Source organism: Streptomyces sp. WAC05292 (assembly GCF_003949955.1).
Lineage (GTDB): Bacteria > Actinomycetota > Actinomycetes > Streptomycetales > Streptomycetaceae > Streptomyces > Streptomyces globosus.
On sequence record NZ_RPSE01000009.1, the window covers coordinates 20141 to 35807 of the forward strand.

Annotated in this window: 13 protein-coding genes; all 13 read left to right on the forward strand. The window is 72.7% G+C overall.

The window, feature by feature from the left end; genetic code table 11:
- Nucleotides 1–14: 14 nt before the first annotated feature.
- The 13 genes from lysA (at nucleotide 15) to EF903_RS02235 (ending at nucleotide 15638) form a co-directional block, all read left to right on the forward strand.
- Nucleotides 15–1406, forward strand: coding sequence for a diaminopimelate decarboxylase (lysA, locus tag EF903_RS02175; RefSeq protein WP_125540876.1), 1392 nt, complete (start codon nucleotides 15–17; stop codon nucleotides 1404–1406).
- Nucleotides 1407–1531: 125 nt separating this feature from the next.
- Nucleotides 1532–2824, forward strand: coding sequence for a homoserine dehydrogenase (locus EF903_RS02180; RefSeq protein WP_125540877.1), 1293 nt, complete (start codon nucleotides 1532–1534; stop codon nucleotides 2822–2824).
- Between the two features lie 6 nt (nucleotides 2825–2830).
- The gene (gene thrC, locus EF903_RS02185; protein WP_125540878.1) at nucleotides 2831–3901 is read left to right on the forward strand and encodes a threonine synthase; all 1071 of its coding nucleotides are present in this window, start codon (nucleotides 2831–2833) and stop codon (nucleotides 3899–3901) included.
- Between the two features lie 377 nt (nucleotides 3902–4278).
- Nucleotides 4279–5205, forward strand: a complete 927-nt coding sequence (thrB, locus tag EF903_RS02190; protein WP_125540879.1) for a homoserine kinase — start codon at nucleotides 4279–4281, stop codon at nucleotides 5203–5205.
- Nucleotides 5206–5629: 424 nt separating this feature from the next.
- The gene (gene rho, locus EF903_RS02195) at nucleotides 5630–7699 is read left to right on the forward strand and encodes a transcription termination factor Rho (RefSeq protein WP_125540880.1); all 2070 of its coding nucleotides are present in this window, start codon (nucleotides 5630–5632) and stop codon (nucleotides 7697–7699) included.
- 235 nt (nucleotides 7700–7934) lie between these two features.
- Nucleotides 7935–9035 carry an LCP family protein gene (locus tag EF903_RS02200; RefSeq protein WP_125540881.1) on the forward strand — a complete coding sequence of 367 codons (1101 nt, stop codon included), beginning with the start codon at nucleotides 7935–7937 and terminating at the stop codon, nucleotides 9033–9035.
- Between the two features lie 169 nt (nucleotides 9036–9204).
- The gene (rpmE, locus tag EF903_RS02205; RefSeq protein ID WP_030153765.1) at nucleotides 9205–9423 is read left to right on the forward strand and encodes a 50S ribosomal protein L31; all 219 of its coding nucleotides are present in this window, start codon (nucleotides 9205–9207) and stop codon (nucleotides 9421–9423) included.
- A gap of 109 nt (nucleotides 9424–9532) precedes the next feature.
- Nucleotides 9533–10618, forward strand: coding sequence for a peptide chain release factor 1 (prfA, locus tag EF903_RS02210; protein ID WP_125540882.1), 1086 nt, complete (start codon nucleotides 9533–9535; stop codon nucleotides 10616–10618).
- A gap of 48 nt (nucleotides 10619–10666) precedes the next feature.
- Entirely contained in the window at nucleotides 10667–11512 is an 846-nt protein-coding gene (gene prmC, locus EF903_RS02215; protein ID WP_125540883.1) for a peptide chain release factor N(5)-glutamine methyltransferase, read from the forward strand.
- A 46-nt stretch (nucleotides 11513–11558) separates the two neighbouring features.
- Entirely contained in the window at nucleotides 11559–12206 is a 648-nt protein-coding gene (locus EF903_RS02220; protein WP_125540884.1) for an L-threonylcarbamoyladenylate synthase, read from the forward strand.
- Complete coding sequence (locus EF903_RS02225) at nucleotides 12203–12889, forward strand: protein-tyrosine-phosphatase (protein ID WP_390335492.1); 687 nt, start codon at nucleotides 12203–12205, stop codon at nucleotides 12887–12889. The genes EF903_RS02220 and EF903_RS02225 overlap by 4 nt, the downstream gene beginning before the upstream one ends.
- Before the next feature lie 79 nt (nucleotides 12890–12968).
- Nucleotides 12969–14198: a serine hydroxymethyltransferase gene (glyA, locus tag EF903_RS02230; RefSeq protein ID WP_125540885.1), complete on the forward strand. Its 1230-nt coding sequence runs from the start codon at nucleotides 12969–12971 to the stop codon at nucleotides 14196–14198.
- A 105-nt stretch (nucleotides 14199–14303) separates the two neighbouring features.
- Nucleotides 14304–15638 (forward strand): MraY family glycosyltransferase, encoded by a 1335-nt coding sequence (locus EF903_RS02235; RefSeq protein WP_185902495.1) that lies wholly within the window; start codon nucleotides 14304–14306, stop codon nucleotides 15636–15638.
- The last annotated feature ends 29 nt before the right edge of the window (nucleotides 15639–15667 follow it).

Sequence of the window (15667 nt, forward strand, 5' to 3'; positions counted from 1 at the left end):
GAAGAGAGACACCGATGAGCCGTTCCGCGCACCCCGCCGGGCCCCGCCACGCCGACGTCCTGCCCGAGGGCCACTACTCCCCGCCGCCCGCCGACCTCAACGCCCTCGACGAGAAGGTCTGGTCCCGGACCGTCCGGCGCGGCGACGACGGCACCGTCTCCGTCGGCGGCATCGAGGTCACCCGCCTCGCCGAGGAGTTCGGCACGCCCGCCTACTTCCTCGACGAGGAGGACTTCCGGGCCCGCTGCCGCGCCTGGGCCCACGCCTTCGGCCCCGACGCCGACGTCTTCTACGCCGGCAAGGCCTTCCTCTCCAAGGCCGTCGTCCGCTGGCTGAAGGAGGAGGGGCTCAACCTCGACGTGTGCTCCGGCGGCGAGCTCGCCACCGCCCTCGCCGCCGGCATGCCCGCCGAGCGCATCGCCTTCCACGGCAACAACAAGTCCGCCGCCGAGATCACCCGCGCCGTCGAGGCCGGCGTCGGCCGCATCGTCCTCGACTCCTTCCAGGAGATCGCCCGCGTCGCCCACACCGCCCGCGAGCACGGCGTCCGCCAGCCCGTGCAGATCCGCGTCACCGTCGGCGTCGAGGCGCACACCCACGAGTTCATCGCCACCGCGCACGAGGACCAGAAGTTCGGCATCGCCGTCGCCGACGGGTCCGCCGCCGAGGCCGTGCGCCGCGCCCTCGGCCACGACAGCCTGGAGCTCCTCGGCGTCCACTCCCACATCGGCTCGCAGATCTTCGACATGGCCGGCTTCGAGGTCTCCGCCCGCCGCGTCGTGCAGCTGCTGGCCGCCGTACGCGACGAGCACGGCGTCGAACTCCCCGAGATCGACCTCGGCGGCGGCCTCGGCATCGCCTACACCTCCGCCGACGACCCGCGCGAGCCCCACGAGATCGCCAAGGCGCTCCACGAGATCGTCGCCCGCGAGTGCGAGGCCGCCGGGCTGCGCGCGCCGCGCATCTCCGTCGAGCCGGGCCGGGCCATCGTCGGCCCGACCGCCTTCACCCTCTACGAGGTCGGCACCGTCAAGCCGCTGCCCGGGCTGCGCACGTACGTGTCGGTCGACGGCGGCATGTCCGACAACATCCGCACCGCGCTCTACGACGCCGAATACTCCATCGCGCTCGTCTCGCGGACCTCAGACGCCGAGCCGGTCCTCGTGCGCGTCGTCGGCAAGCACTGCGAGAGCGGCGACATCGTCGTCAAGGACGCCTACCTGCCGGCCGACGTGGCCCCCGGCGACCTCGTCGCCGTGCCCGCGACCGGCGCGTACTGCCGCTCCATGGCCAGCAACTACAACCACGCGCTCCGCCCGCCCGTCGTCGCCGTGCGCGACGGGGCGGCCCGGGTGATCGTCCGGCGCGAGACGGAGGAAGATCTCCTGCGCCTCGACGTCGGATGATGAAATAGATGTCTCACGTAATGGACCGAAGGTGGAAACTTGTGTCCATTGCGTGAGACTGGTCCAGACTTGACGCGCAATTCCGCGCGCCGGGTACCGAGGGAAGATCGAAAGGCGTAGGTCGAATGATGCGTACGCGTCCGCTGAAGGTGGCGCTGCTGGGCTGTGGTGTGGTCGGCTCAGAGGTGGCGCGCATCATGACGACGCACGCCGACGACCTCACGGCGAGGATCGGCGCCCCCGTCGAGCTCGCGGGCGTGGCCGTCCGCCGCCCCTCCAAGGTCCGCGAGGGCATCGACCCCGCGCTGATCACCACCGACGCCACCGCCCTGCTCAAACGGGGCGACATCGACGTCGCCATCGAGGTCATCGGCGGCATCGAGCCGGCCCGCACCCTGATCACCACCGCGTTCGAGCACGGCATCTCCGTCGTCTCCGCGAACAAGGCGCTCCTCGCGCAGGACGGCGCCGCCCTGCACGCGGCCGCCGGCAAGGCCGGGCTCGACCTCTACTACGAGGCTGCCGTCGCCGGCGCCATCCCGCTGATCCGCCCGCTGCGCGAGTCCCTCGCCGGCGACAAGATCAACAGGGTGATGGGCATCGTCAACGGCACGACGAACTTCATCCTCGACAAGATGGACACCACCGGCGCCGGCTACCAGGAGGCGCTCGACGAGGCGACCGCCCTCGGCTACGCCGAAGCCGACCCCACCGCCGACGTCGAGGGCTACGACGCCGCCGCCAAGGCCGCCATCCTCGCCGGCATCGCCTTCCACACCCGCGTCCACCTCGACGACGTCTACCGCGAGGGCATGACCGAGGTCAGCGCCGCCGACTTCGCCTCCGCCAAGCGCATGGGCTGCACCATCAAGCTCCTCGCGATCCTGGAGCGCGCCGCCGACGGCGAGTCCGTCACCGCGCGCGTCCACCCCGCGATGATCCCGCTCAGCCACCCGCTCGCCTCCGTCCGCGAGGCGTACAACGCCGTCTTCGTCGAGGCGGAGGCCGCCGGGCGGCTGATGTTCTACGGGCCCGGCGCGGGCGGCGCACCGACCGCCTCCGCGGTCCTCGGCGACCTCGTCGCCGTCTGCCGGAACAAGCTCGCCGAGGCAACGGGGCCCGGCGAGTCGGCCTACACCCAGCTGCCGGTCAGCCCCATGGGCGACGTCGTCACCCGGTACCACATCAGCCTCGATGTGGCCGACAAGCCGGGTGTCCTCGCCCAGGTGGCCACGTGCTTCGCGGAGCACGGCGTGTCGATCGACACGGTCCGGCAGCAGGGAAAGGACGGCGAGGCCTCCCTCGTCGTCGTCACCCACCGCGCGCCCGACGCCTCCCTCTCCGGGACCGTCGAGGCCCTGCGGAAGCTGGACACCGTCCGCGGTGTCGCCAGCATCATGCGTGTTGAAGGGGAGTAAGGACCCATGAGCAGCAATCGCACCCACCAGTGGCGCGGCATCATCGAGGAGTACCGGGACCGCCTGCCGGTGACGGACGCGACGCCGGTGGTCACGCTCCGCGAGGGCGGCACTCCCCTCGTCCCCGCGCAGGTGCTCTCCGAGCGCACCGGCTGCGAGGTGCACCTCAAGGTCGAGGGTGCGAACCCGACCGGGTCGTTCAAGGACCGCGGCATGACCATGGCCATCACCAAGGCCAAGGAGGAGGGCGCCCGGGCGGTCATCTGCGCCTCCACCGGCAACACCTCCGCCTCCGCCGCCGCGTACGCGGTGCGCGCCGGCATGGTCTCCGCCGTGCTCGTCCCCCGAGGCAAGATCGCGCTCGGCAAGATGGGCCAGGCCCTCGTGCACGGCGCCAAGATCCTCCAGGTGGACGGCAACTTCGACGACTGCCTCGACCTCGCCCGCGCGCTGTCCGACAACTACCCGGTGGCGCTGGTCAATTCCGTCAACCCTGTGCGCATCGAGGGCCAGAAGACGGCCGCGTTCGAGATCGTCGACGCGCTCGGCGACGCCCCCGACATCCACGTGCTGCCCGTCGGCAACGCCGGCAACATCACGGCGTACTGGAAGGGCTTCAAGGAGTACAAGGCCGACGGCCTGGCCTCCCGTACGCCCCGCGTGTGGGGTTTCCAGGCCTCCGGGTCCGCGCCCATCGTGCGCGGCGAGGTCGTCAAGGAGCCGCACACCATCGCCACCGCCATCCGCATCGGCAACCCGGCCTCCTGGGAGTACGCGCTGGCCGCGCGCGACGAGTCGGGCGGCTTCATCGACGAGGTGACGGACCGCCACATCCTCGCCGCGTACCGGCTGTTGGCCTCGCAGGAGGGCGTCTTCGTCGAGCCGGCCTCCGCCGCGTCCGTCGCGGGCCTGCTCAAGGCCGCCGAGGCGGGGCTGGTCGACCCCGGCCAGAAGATCGTGTGCACCGTCACCGGCAACGGCCTGAAGGACCCCGACTGGGCGGTGGCCGGCGCCCCGCAGCCCGTCACCGTCCCGGTGGACGCCGAGGCCGCGGCCGCCCGCCTCGGACTGGTCTGACGCGCCGCCCCCGGACCGGCACCGCCCGGTCCGGGGCCGGGTGAGGCCAAAACGGCCCCGCCCGGCCCCGAGTTGCCGGATTCCCGCCCCGCCGAAACGCCGCGCACCCGCCGCGGCGGCCCCGGCCCCGGCCGTCGAATCCGGCAACTCGGGCCGTACGGCACGAAAACCCGCGGCCCGCCGGTCCGGGGCGCGACACGCGTCGTGCGCCTCCCGTGCGCCCTATGTCGCGGGAGAACCTTCCTTCGATACGCTGTACCGACATCCGCCACCGCGCACATGACCGCGGTGCTGCCCAGAGGGCCTTCGGGTGTCGTACGTTCTCCAGTACATTCACAGCGAAGTTCTCGCACAGCCACAAGGAGTGTCATCGGACGATGGCCGGTCCAGCGTTCCGCGCCGCCGCCGTACGGGTGCGCGTCCCCGCCAGCAGTGCCAACCTCGGCCCCGGCTTCGACAGCCTCGGCCTGGCCCTGGGGCTCTACGACGACGTGGTCGTCCGGGTGGCCGACTCCGGCCTGGGCATCGACATCGCGGGTGAGGGCGCCGACACCCTCCCGCGGGACGAGAACCACCTGCTCGTACGCTCCATGCGCACCGCGTTCGACCTGCTCGGCGGACAGCCGCGCGGCCTCGAGGTGGTCTGCGCCAACCGCATCCCGCACGGCCGCGGCCTCGGCTCCTCCTCCGCCGCCATCTGCGCCGGCATCGTCGCCGCCCGCGCCGTCACCATAGGCGGCGAGGCCCGCCTCGACGACGCGGCCCTGCTGGAACTGGCCACCGAGATCGAGGGCCACCCCGACAACGTCGCCGCCTGCCTGCTCGGCGGCTTCACCCTCGCCTGGACCGACGGCGGCAGCGCCCGGGCGATCCGCATGGAGCCCGCGCGTTCCATCGTTCCGGTGGTCTTCGTCCCCTCCAAGCCCGTCCTGACGGAGACCGCGCGCGGCCTGCTGCCGCGCACCGTCCCCCACGTGGACGCCGCTGCCAACGCCGGCCGCGCGGCCCTGCTCGTCGAAGCCCTGACCAGGCGTCCCGAGTTGCTGCTGCCGGCCACCGAAGACCGCCTCCACCAGGAGTACCGGTCCCCGGCGATGCCCGAGAGCGTGGCACTCGTCAACCGACTGCGCGCGGACGGCATCCCCGCGGTCATCTCCGGCGCGGGCCCCACGGTCCTCGCGCTGGCCGACAACGACGCGGCCGACAAGGTCGCGCAGCTCGCGGGCGAGGGGTGGGCGGCCAACCGGCTGGCCCTCGACTCCGCGGGCGCGAGCGTACTCCCGCTGGCGGCCCAGGGCGGCTGACCGCCCCGGTGCAGCCGCCGGGGGCGGGCGGCCTGGGCAGGCCGCCCGCGCGGAAAGCGCGATTGCCGGTGATTGAGAGGGGGAATATCTGTTGGATCCGGTAGTGTTAGTCTCAAGTGCGCAGCCGAAGCCGTCATGGCCAGGCGCTCAGTGTCCCCATCCGGGACCACCTTTCTTCCGGGAGCCTCCCCGACTGCTTTGATCGCCGCCAGCAGTTTCGAGCACGCTCCGGAATCGGCGTGAAATTCCCACGCGTCCAGCTCGGGGGCCTCTCGCCGGAACCACCCAAGCACGTTTCTCTCCGCCGTACATCTACCGGCGGACCACCGCCCCGGCACGGTCCACACACGTAGGACTGCTGTCGGACAGCACAACCGGTCGCCGAGCCAGACAGGCCGACGTCCGCTCCAGGGAAGGACCCTTCGTGAGCGACACCACCGATCTGATGGGCGCTGCCGACACCAACGTCGACACCAGCGCCCCCGCCGCGGCCGCCGCGACGAGCACAGCCGGCCGGCGACGCCGCTCCGGCACCGGCCTCGAGGGCATGGTCCTGGCCGAGCTCCAGCAGGTCGCGTCGGGCCTCGGGATCAGGGGCACCGCGCGGATGCGCAAGAGCCAGCTGATCGAGGTCATCAAGGAGGCGCAGGCCGGCGGCGGTGCCGCCAAGGCCGCGGCTCCCGCCGCCGAGGCCAAGCCGAAGCGCCGCGCCACCAGCAAGGCCCGTACGGGCGAGGCCCCCGCCGAGGCGCCGGCCGAGAAGCCCGCCGCCGCGGCGCAGATCGAGATCCCCGGCCAGCCGGCCGGCGGCGCCCGCACGGGCGAGGCCGAGCGCGCGGCGGACGAGGCTCCTGCCGGCGAGCGCCGCCGCCGCCGTGCCACGGCGCCCTCCGGCAGCCCGGAGGCCGCGGCTCCCGCGGCCACCGTCGTCGTCGAGGCGAAGACCGAGACGGCCGCCGCAGCGCCGGCCGAGACCAAGGCCGAGGCCGCCACCGCGGTGTCCGCCCCCGCCCAGGAGGGCGAGGGCCGCGGCCGCCGCGACCGCCGTGAGCGCGGCGACCGCCAGCGCGACCGCCGCGAGCGCGGCGCCAAGGGCGACGACCAGGGCCAGGGCGGACAGGGCCAGGGCCAGGGCCAGGGCGGCGGCCGCGGTGACCGCGACCGCGACCGCGACCGCCAGCAGGGCGGCCGCGGCCAGGGCCAGCAGGGCCAGCAGGGCCGGCAGGACAACGGACCGCAGGACGACTTCGACGACGAGGGCGGCCGCCGGGGCCGCCGCGGCCGCTACCGCGACCGCCGGGGCCGCCGCGGCCGCGACGACTTCGCGCCGGGCGAGCCGCAGGTCGCCGACGACGACGTCCTGATCCCCGTCGCCGGCATCCTCGACATCCTCGACAACTACGCGTTCATCCGGACCTCGGGCTACCTGCCCGGCCCGAACGACGTGTACGTCTCCCTCGCCCAGGTCCGCAAGGCCGGCCTGCGCAAGGGCGACCACGTCACCGGCGCCGTCCGCCAGCCCAAGGACGGCGAGCGCCGCGAGAAGTTCAACGCGCTGGTGCGCCTGGACTCCGTCAACGGCATGGCGCCCGAATCGGGCCGCGGCCGACCGGAGTTCCAGAAGCTGACCCCGCTCTACCCGCAGGACCGGCTCCGCCTGGAGACCGACCCGGGCGTGCTGACGACGCGCATCATCGACCTGGTGTCGCCGATCGGCAAGGGCCAGCGAGGCCTGATCGTGGCCCCGCCGAAGACCGGCAAGACCATGATCATGCAGGCGATCGCCAACGCGATCACCACGAACAACCCCGAGTGCCACCTGATGGTCGTCCTCGTCGACGAGCGTCCGGAAGAGGTCACCGACATGCAGCGGTCGGTCAAGGGCGAGGTCATCTCCTCGACCTTCGACCGCCCGGCCGAGGACCACACCACCGTCGCCGAGCTGGCCATCGAGCGCGCCAAGCGCCTCGTCGAGCTGGGCCACGACGTGGTCGTCCTGCTGGACTCCATCACCCGCCTGGGCCGCGCGTACAACCTCGCGGCGCCCGCCTCCGGCCGCATCCTGTCCGGTGGTGTCGACTCGACCGCGCTGTACCCGCCGAAGCGCTTCTTCGGTGCCGCGCGCAACATCGAGGACGGCGGCTCGCTGACCATCCTGGCCACCGCGCTGGTCGACACCGGCTCGCGCATGGACGAGGTGATCTTCGAGGAGTTCAAGGGCACCGGCAACATGGAGCTCAAGCTCGACCGGAAGCTCGCCGACAAGCGGATCTTCCCCGCCGTCGACGTCGACCCGTCGGGCACCCGCAAGGAGGAGATCCTCCTCAACAGCGAGGAGCTCGCCATCGTCTGGAAGCTGCGCCGGGTGCTGCACGCGCTCGACTCGCAGCAGGCCATCGAGCTGCTGCTCGACAAGATGAAGCAGACGAAGTCGAACGCCGAGTTCCTGATGCAGATCGCCAAGACGACCCCTGCGGGCAAGAACGACGACTGACGGCCGCACCCGCGCCGTACCGGGACCGCCCCCGCCGCACTCCGCGGCGGGGGCGGTCCGCGTTCACCGGGGCCCAGCGGGGTACGCCCGCCGTGCGACCTTCACCACATCCGCGGCCTTCGCGCATTCCGGCCCGCCGCAGCGTGGAACCCCGCGGAGCGCTGCTCCGTCTGTGTCAAGGGGGCGCGCAGCGGCCGGGCGGCGGCCGCGACCGCACCCCAGGACTGAGGAGAGCATGAGCGAGGAGAGCAGCGGCCCGAAGCGGCACCGCGCCGGATCGCGGCGGCGGAAGCCGGCCGGGCGGCGCAGGGGCCTGGCCGTCGCCGCGTGGACCGCAGCCGGCGTGGTCCTGCTGGGGGGAGCGGGCCTGGGCTGGTTCTGGTTCAAGCTGAACGGGAACCTCCACACCGTCGACATCGACCAGGCGCTGGGCTCCGACCGCCCGCAGAACATCGACAACGGCTCGATGGACATCCTCGTCCTCGGCTCGGACTCCCGCGGCGGCGCGAACTCCGCGTACGGCCGCGACGACGGCGGCGCGGCCCGCTCCGACACGGCGATGATCGTCCACCTGTACGAGGGCCACAAGAAGGCCAGCGTCGTGTCGATCCCGCGCGACACCATGGTCAACCGGCCGCCCTGCACCCTGGCGAACGGCAAGACCGACCGCGGCCGGCAGCGCGAGCAGTTCAACGAGGCCTTCTCGATCGGCGGCGCGGCCTGCGTCGTCAAGACCGTCGAGAAGATGTCCGGGATCCGCATGGACCACTACATCGAGGTCGACTTCACCGGCTTCAAGAGGATCATCGACACCCTCGGCGGCGTCGAGATCACCACCAGCAAGCCCATCAAGGACGCCGACAGCCACCTCGACCTCCCCGCCGGCACCAACCACCTGGACGGAGAACAGGCCCTCGGCCTGGTCCGCACCCGCAAAAGCGTCGGCGACGGCAGCGACCTGGGCCGAATACAGCTCCAGCAGGCCTTCATCAAGGCCCTGATCAAGCAGGTCAAGGGCATCGGGATCTTCGACAACCCCAAGCGGCTGATGGATCTCGCCGACACCGGGACCAAGTCGCTGACCACGGACAAGGCGCTCGGCGACGTGAAGTCCCTGCTCGGCTTCGCGCAGAGCCTCCAGGGCATCGACGCGCAGAACATGCAGATGATCACGCTGCCGGTGGGCCCGGACCCGTACGACACGAACCGCGTCGCCCCGCTCGCCAAGGAGTCCAAGACGGTCTGGGACGCCCTGCTCGCCGAGCAGCCGATCCCCGCCGAGGCCACCGCCGCCTCCGCCGGCGACAAGAGCAAGGCCGCCGAGATCGTCCGGTAGACCGCTCCGCGGGGGTGCGGAATACGCCGGCCGCCCCGCTCGTTGAGGGGGGCGTTCCCGGAATTTTGACAGGCAGCCCGGTCCTGGCAGACTGGTCTGTCGGCCCCGGTTCACGCAGTGCGCAATTCCGCCCCTGCGACCCGGCGCCCTCCCGAAACTAGGAGACACCTTGAAGCGCGATGTTCACCCCGAGTACGTCGAGACCCAGGTCAGCTGCACCTGCGGCGCGTCGTTCACCACCCGTAGCACCCTGACCGAGGGCACCATCCGTGCCGAGGTCTGCTCCGAGTGCCACCCGTTCTACACGGGCAAGCAGAAGATCCTCGACACCGGTGGCCGTGTCGCCCGCTTCGAGGCCCGCTTCGGCAAGGCTGCCGGCTCGAAGTAGCGAGCCCCCGGCGCCGGACCCCGGCTGCACCCCGTCCAACGGGGGCGGCCGGGCCGGCGCCTTTGTCGTCCCGCAGCCCGTTTTCGTACTTTCACCCCAGGAGCCCCCGATGTTCGAGGCGGTCGAGGAACTGGTCGGCGAGCATGCCGACCTCGAGAAGAAGCTCGCCGACCCTTCGGTCCACTCCGATCAGGCCAATGCGCGCAGGCTGAACAAGCGCTACGCGGAGCTGACCCCGATCATCGCCACCTACCGGGCGTGGAAGCAGACCGGCGAGGACATCGACACCGCGAAGGAGTTCGCGGCCGACGACCCCGACTTCGCCGCCGAGGTCAAGGAGCTGGGCGCGCAGCGCGAGGAGCTCACCGAGAAGCTGCGCCTGCTGCTGGTCCCGCGCGACCCCAGCGACGACAAGGACGTCCTTCTGGAGATCAAGGCGGGCGCCGGCGGCGACGAGTCCGCCCTGTTCGCCGGCGACCTGCTGCGCATGTACCTGCGCTACGCCGAGCGGGTCGGCTGGAAGACCGAGATCATCGACTCCACCGAGTCCGAGCTCGGCGGCTACAAGGACGTGCAGGTCTCCGTCCGCACCAAGGGCGGCAACGGCGCCACCGAGCCCGGCCAGGGCGTGTGGGCCCGGCTGAAGTACGAGGGCGGCGTCCACCGCGTCCAGCGCGTCCCGGCCACCGAGTCCCAGGGCCGCATCCACACCTCCGCCGCCGGCGTGCTCGTCACCCCGGAGGCCGAGGAGGTCGAGGTCGAGATCAACCCGAACGACCTGCGCATCGACGTGTACCGCTCGTCCGGCCCCGGCGGCCAGTCCGTCAACACCACCGACTCGGCCGTGCGCATCACGCACGTCCCGACCGGTGTGGTCGCCTCCTGCCAGAACGAGAAGAGCCAGCTCCAGAACAAGGAGCAGGCCATGCGCATCCTGCGGTCCCGCCTGCTGGCGGCCGCCCAGGAGGCCGCCGAGCAGGAGGCCGCGGACGCCCGCCGCAGCCAGGTCCGCACCGTGGACCGCTCCGAGAAGATCCGGACGTACAACTACCCGGAGAACCGGATCTCGGACCACCGGACCGGGTTCAAGGCGTACAACCTGGACCAGGTGCTCGACGGCGACCTCGACGCGGTCATCCAGGCCTGCGTCGACACGGACTCGGCGGCCAAGCTCGCCGCCGCGAACTCCAACTGACCCGTCCCCCGCCACCCCCCCCGTACGACAGCAGCCCGGAGGACCAGCGTGAACTTGCTGCTTGCCGAGGTGGCCCAGGCCACCCAGCGGCTGGCCGCCGCAGGCGTGCCCTCACCGCGCTTCGACGCGGAGGAGCTCGCGGCCTTCGTCCACGGCGTCAAACGGGGGGAACTGCACCACGTCAAGGACGCGGACTTCGACGCCCGCTACTGGGAGGCCGTCGCCCGCCGCGAGGCGCGCGAGCCGCTCCAGCACATCACCGGGCGGGCCTTCTTCCGGTACCTGGAGCTCCAGGTCGGACCCGGGGTGTTCGTGCCCCGGCCCGAGACCGAGTCGGTCGTCGACTGGGCCATACAGGCCGTCCGGGCGATGGACGTCGTCGAGCCGCTGATCGTGGACCTGTGCACCGGCTCCGGCGCGATCGCGCTCGCCATGGCCCAGGAGGTGCCGCGCTCGCGCGTGCACGCGGTGGAGCTGTCCGAGGACGCGCTGCGCTGGACCCGCAAGAACGCCGAGGGCTCCCGCGTCACCGTCCACCAGGGCGACGCCCTGGAGGCCCTGCCGGAGCTCGACGGGCAGGTCGACCTGGTGATCTCCAACCCGCCGTACATCCCGCTCACCGAGTGGGAGTACGTCGCCCCCGAGGCCCGCGACCACGACCCGGAGATGGCGCTCTTCTCCGGCGAGGACGGCCTCGACACCATCCGCGGCATCGAGCGGACCGCGCACCGGCTGCTGCGGCCCGGCGGGATCGTCGTCGTCGAGCACGCCGACACCCAGGGCGGCCAGGTCCCGTGGATCTTCGCCGAGGAGCTGGGCTGGGCGGACGCCGCCGACCACCCCGACCTCAACAACCGCCCGCGCTTCGCCACCGCCCGCAAGGCCCGGCCGTGAGCGCCCCCCGACCCGCCCCCGCCACGCCGCACGAGGAGGCCCGCTGATGGCCCGGCGATACGACTGCAACGACGCGACGGACCGCAGGACGGGCCTGCGCGAAGCCGCCTCCGCCGTGCGCCGCGGCGAGCTCGTCGTACTGCCCACGGACACGCTGTACGGCATCGGCGCCGACGCCTTCAGCGCGGAGGCCGTCGGCGACCTCCTCACGGCCAAGGGCCGCGGCCGCGGCATGCCCACCCCGGTCCTCATCGGCTCCCCGAACACCCTGCACGGCCTCGTCACGGACTTCTCCGAACAGGCGTGGGAGCTCGTCGACGCCTTCTGGCCGGGCGCGCTGACCCTCGTCGCCAAGCACCAGCCGTCGCTGGCCTGGGACCTGGGGGAGACCCGCGGCACCGTCGCCGTGCGCATGCCGCTGCACCCCGTCGCGATCGAGCTGCTGACCGAGGTCGGCCCGATGGCGGTGTCCTCGGCGAACCTGAGCGGCCACCCGGCCCCGGAGGACTGCGACGCGGCCCGCCGGATGCTCGGCGACTCCGTCTCCGTCTACCTGGACGGCGGCCCGACGCCCGGCATCCAGCCGTCGTCGATCGTCGACGTCACCGGGAAGGTTCCCGTCCTGCTGCGCGAGGGCGCGCTGTCCGCCGGGCAGCTGCGGGAGGTCGTACCCGACCTCGAGGTGGCCCCGTGAGCCCTCAGGGGCGTGGCATAGCCGGCGGCGGCGTCCCCGCGGCCGCCGCCGGGCGGCCCGCGGCGGGGGAGCCGGCGGGCCCGGACACCTTCCGCATCCTCCACGTCAGCACCGGCAACGTGTGCCGCTCGCCCATCACCGAGCGGCTGAACCGGCATGCGCTGGCGCACCGCCTGGGGCAGGTTCCGGCCAGCGGTCTGATCGTCGAGAGCGCCGGCACCTGGGGCCACGAAGGCGCCCCGATGGAGGCCAACGCCGCCGCCGTCCTCGCCGACTTCGGCGCCGACGCCACCGGGTTCACGGGCCGCGAGCTCCTCGACGAGCACGTCATCCGGGCCGACCTCGTCCTGACCGCCACCCGCGACCACCGGGCGCAGGTCATCTCCATGGGGCACTCCGCCGGCCTGCGCACCTTCACCCTGAAGGAGTTCACCCGCCTCGTGCGGGCGATAGATCCGGCCACCCTGCCCCCGCTCGACGACGGCGTCGCCGAACGCGCCCGGGCCCTCGTCCGGGCGGCGGCGGCGCTGCGCGGCTGGCTGCTGGCCCCCTCTCCGGACGCGGACGAGGTCCACGACCCGTACGGTGCGCCGATCACCTTCTTCCGCTCGATCGGCGACGAGATCAACCAGGCGCTCGACCCGGTCGTGACGGCGCTGACGGGCGTCGCCGCGCCGCGCTGAGCCGCCCGCGCCCCGCAGGGCGCGACGGGCCCCGCGGGCCTACAGTGGCGGTACCCGGGTATCCCACTGGAGTCGCGCCATGAGCGTCATCACCCCGCCCTCGGACCTGCTGCGGCAGCAGGATCCGCAGATGGCCGACGTGCTCGCCGGGGAGGCGCAGCGGCAGGCCACCACGCTGCAGCTGGTCGCCGCCGAGAACTTCACCTCGCCCGCCGTGCTGGCCGCGCTCGGCTCGGCGCTCGCCAACAAGTACGCCGAGGGCTACCCGGGCAACCGGTACCACGGCGGCTGCGAGTACGCCGACCTGGCCGAGCGGACCGCCGTCGAGCGGGCGCGGGCGCTGTTCGGCGCCGAGCACGCCAACGTCCAGCCGCACTCCGGCTCCGCCGCCGTGCTCGCCGCGTACGCGGCGCTGCTGCGGCCGGGGGACACCGTCCTCGCGATGGGCCTGGCCTACGGCGGACACCTCACCCACGGCTCTCCGGCCAACTTCTCGGGCCGCTGGTTCGACTTCGTCGGCTACGGGACCGACGCCGAGACCGGGCTGATCGACTACCACCAGGTGCAGCAGCTGGCGCGGACCCGCCGGCCGAAGGCCATCGTCTGCGGCTCCATCTCCTACCCGCGGCACCCCGAGTACTCGGTGTTCCGGGAGATCGCCGACGAGGTGGGTGCCTACTTCATCGCCGACGCAGCCCACCCCATCGGGCTGGTGGCCGGCGGGGCCGCGCCGAGCCCGGTCCCGTACGCCGACATCGTCTGCGCCACCACGCACAAGGTGCTGCGCGGCCCCCGCGGCGGGATGCTCCTGTGCGGCGCCGAGTTCGCCGAGCGGATCGACCGGGCGGTGTTCCCGTTCACGCAGGGCGGCGCGCAGATGCACACCATCGCGGCGAAGGCCGTCGCCTTCGGGGAGGCGGCCCGCCCGGCGTTCACCACGTACGCCCATCGGGTGGCGGCCAACGCGCGGGTGCTCGCGGAGGCGCTGGCGGACCGCGGATTCGCCGTCACGACCGGCGGCACCGACACGCACCTGATCACCGCCGACCCGGCCGCGTTCGGCGTCGACGGCCCCGCGGCCCGGGGCCGGCTCGCCGCGGCGGGCATCGTGCTGGACACCTGCGCCCTGCCGTACGGGGACCAGCGCGGGATCCGGCTGGGCACGGCCGCCGTGACCACGCAGGGCATGGGCGAGCCGGAGATGGCGCGGATCGCCGGCCTGCTCGCCGAGGCGCTGCGCGGGGAGGCGGCGGGCGTGCGCGCGGAGGTGGCCGGCCTGGTGCGGGGCTTCCCGCCGTACGGCCGGTGAACGCGGCCGGACGGAGCCGGCCGCAACCGCGGACCGGACCCCTCGCGTCCTCGGCAGGGGGTACATCACGGCTAATGTGTGGGGCTGAGATGGCCGGCGATACATCTGGGGCAGCCCGTGCGTGAATATCTGCTGACGCTTTGCGTCACGGTCGCGGTGACCTACCTGCTCACCGGGCCCGTTCGGAAGTTCGCCATCGCGGCCGGGGCGATGCCCGAGATCCGCGCCCGCGACGTCCACCGCGAACCCACGCCGAGGCTCGGCGGCATCGCGATGTTCGGCGGTCTGTGCGCGGGCCTGCTGGTCGCGGACCACCTGCCGAACCTGAACGGCGTCTTCGAGCTGTCGAACGAGCCGCGGGCGCTGCTCTCCGGGGCGGCGCTGATCTGGCTGATCGGCGTCCTCGACGACAAGTTCGAGATCGACGCCCTGATCAAGCTCGGCGCGCAGATGATCGCCGCGGGCGTGATGGTCATGCAGGGCCTGACCATCCTGTGGATCCCCGTCCCGGGTGTCGGGACGGTCGCGCTCACGCAGTGGCAGGGCAACCTGCTGACGGTCGCGCTGGTGGTGATCACCATCAACGCGGTGAACTTCGTCGACGGCCTCGACGGCCTGGCCGCGGGCATGGTGTGCATCGCCGCCGCGGCGTTCTTCCTGTACGGGTACCGGATCTGGTTCGGCTACGGCATCGAGGCGGCGGCGCCGGCGACCCTGTTCGCGGCGATCCTGATGGGCATGTGCCTGGGCTTCCTGCCGCACAACATGCATCCGGCCCGCATCTTCATGGGCGACTCCGGGTCGATGCTGATCGGCCTGGTCCTCGCCGCCGGCACGATCTCGATCACCGGGCAGGTGGACCCGGACACCATGGCGCTCTTCGCGGGCGGTGAGCGCAACGCGACGCACGCGATGCTGCCGGTCTTCATCCCGCTGCTGCTGCCGCTGACGATCATCGCGATCCCGATGACGGACCTGATCCTGGCCATCGTGCGGCGCACCTGGAACGGCCAGTCGCCGTTCGCCGCGGACCGCGGACACCTGCACCACCGGCTGCTGGAACTGGGCCACTCGCACAGCCGCGCCGTACTGATCATGTACTTCTGGTCGGGCCTCTTCGCCTTCAGCGCGGTGGCGTACTCGGTGCACTCGGCCTCGATGTGGATCGTCTTCGTGATCGCCCTGCTCAGCGCCGTGGGCCTCGTCCTGCTGCTCCTGCCGCGCTTCACGCCGCGCGCCCCGCGCTGGGCGGAGTTCCTGGTGCCGCCGCGCTACCGGCACGCGGAGCGGGCCGCGGAGGCGGCCGCGCAGGACGCCTCGGGGCGGGAGCCGGAGCCGGCCCGGCCGGTCGCGGTGGGCGTCTCCGGCGTCAACGGCGCGACAGCGGTGGGCCCCCGTTCGCGGTTCCCCGAGCGGCGTAAGGCCGGATCGGCGCGCTGACGGCGCACCCGCAATTCGGAATCGAAACG

Bases quoted from the DNA above. Each gene is read 5' to 3' on its own strand.
- EF903_RS02180 (WP_125540877.1), top strand. From the start codon at position 1,532: ATGATGCGTACGCGTCCGCTGAAGGTGGCGCTGCTGGGCTGTGGTGTG.
- lysA (WP_125540876.1), top strand. From the start codon at position 15: ATGAGCCGTTCCGCGCACCCCGCCGGGCCCCGCCACGCCGACGTCCTG.
- prfA (WP_125540882.1), top strand. From the start codon at position 9,533: ATGTTCGAGGCGGTCGAGGAACTGGTCGGCGAGCATGCCGACCTCGAG.
- glyA (WP_125540885.1), top strand. From the start codon at position 12,969: ATGAGCGTCATCACCCCGCCCTCGGACCTGCTGCGGCAGCAGGATCCG.
- thrC (WP_125540878.1), top strand. From the start codon at position 2,831: ATGAGCAGCAATCGCACCCACCAGTGGCGCGGCATCATCGAGGAGTAC.
- EF903_RS02220 (WP_125540884.1), top strand. From the start codon at position 11,559: ATGGCCCGGCGATACGACTGCAACGACGCGACGGACCGCAGGACGGGC.
- EF903_RS02200 (WP_125540881.1), top strand. From the start codon at position 7,935: ATGAGCGAGGAGAGCAGCGGCCCGAAGCGGCACCGCGCCGGATCGCGG.
- thrB (WP_125540879.1), top strand. From the start codon at position 4,279: ATGGCCGGTCCAGCGTTCCGCGCCGCCGCCGTACGGGTGCGCGTCCCC.